Here is a 1,444-nt window from a genome sequence, read left to right on the forward strand (position 1 = left end):
CTTATGTTGGGAGAATCTCTCCTTTTGCTCTCAACCCGAATACGACCCATCTTATCTTTGCCATGAACTACGAAAATGAGCAAGGCGAAAAAATGGATGAGGATTCAGAAGAATCGGAGGGAGCTGCTGCACAGCAACTGCAGCCTGTAGTGCAAATTCCGCTCCCATCAGTGAGCCATACCAGTATTAGTAACATTCTCCAAGGGATGAATACAGGCCTTGATGAAGACTCCATAAGAACTATATTGAGTTACTTTCCGGAAATCCCTCCCAAAGAGAGCCTGACCATTGCAGACATGATTCAGCAATTGATAAAAACACTCCACCTTACGGTTGATGAAAACCAGAATGATTTGATGGCAATTCTATATTCTTTCCACGGTGCCGAGTCACCTGTCGATATCAACGATCCATACGAAAAACTGAACCTCGTGACGTTTATGGCAAGTTACTATGCAGCCATCCATTCAAATGGAACCAACCCTGAAGCGGCTCATTTCTTTTTTAACTCATTCCTGCTTGAAGCCATTAGCTCGTCTTGTAGCGGGAGACTTCATTGCAACAAAGGTGAACTTCTTGGTAAAAAGGAACCCATAAAAGATCACGAAGTTTTAAAAGCAAATGTTAAAGAGTCTGCTTCAGTGATCTCTGGCATGAAATTTATGAGAGAAATACACCTTAGGCAAATGCAACAATTGGATAACCCCTCAAAAGCTGAAAAATACGAGACCCCAATCGATCCAATGATAAAAGCCGCTACCACCCTGCTAAATTATAACGTTCATATGGACAGAATACCGTTTTATCAGCGGTATATAAAAACAGATGAGCGAATGTTAGTGCTAATAAAAGAATATGGTGAAAAAAATCCAGAATTAGTTGCCTCAAACAATCAGTTCGTGAATCTCATTAATGCCATATCCATGATTCTTGATGCTTTCTTTATAAAATCCGCAAAAGGACACGTTAACAACATCTCGAGTTACTTTAGCAAATCAAACTGGGATGATACCGTTACTAACTCTACAAACAGAGAAGGCAAAGAACAGAAATTATTTGCAATATTCGAAGAGGTGTTAAATGATGCAAAAGACAACCCGGGAAATGAAAACCCTGAATTATTTAAAGAATTGCTTATAACCCTTTCAACTTACATAGAGCAACAATTACAAAAAACTTTTCCTGATGCAAATGAATACCAAGTCATAATGGTCACCCTCGGTACAGGATTTGCCGGCCTGCTGGAACAATCACGGACTGTTTTGGCAATGCTTGAGCCAGGTATTGTCACCGATGATAATCAACAGTCTGATGGAGGCCAACATGACAAGGCAGCAAAGGGACAAGAAGAAAAAGAAATTAACAAAGGACAAGAGAAGAAGAGTAAATACCTGAAAGAACGAATAAAATACTTGAGTGATTTCGTCGATTGGTTCAGGAGTCA

At 39.9% G+C, this 1,444-nt stretch carries 1 protein-coding gene; it reads left to right on the forward strand.

Annotated features, from left to right (window positions below; all coding sequences use genetic code 11):
* Nucleotides 1-1,444, forward strand: a 1,444-nt coding sequence (locus KDK19_RS16590; protein WP_257292401.1) for a hypothetical protein, incomplete at both ends; no start/stop codon positions are given.

The sequence above is a fragment of the Endozoicomonas sp. ONNA1 genome (assembly GCF_024606325.1).
Classification (GTDB): Bacteria; Pseudomonadota; Gammaproteobacteria; order Pseudomonadales; family Endozoicomonadaceae; genus Endozoicomonas_A.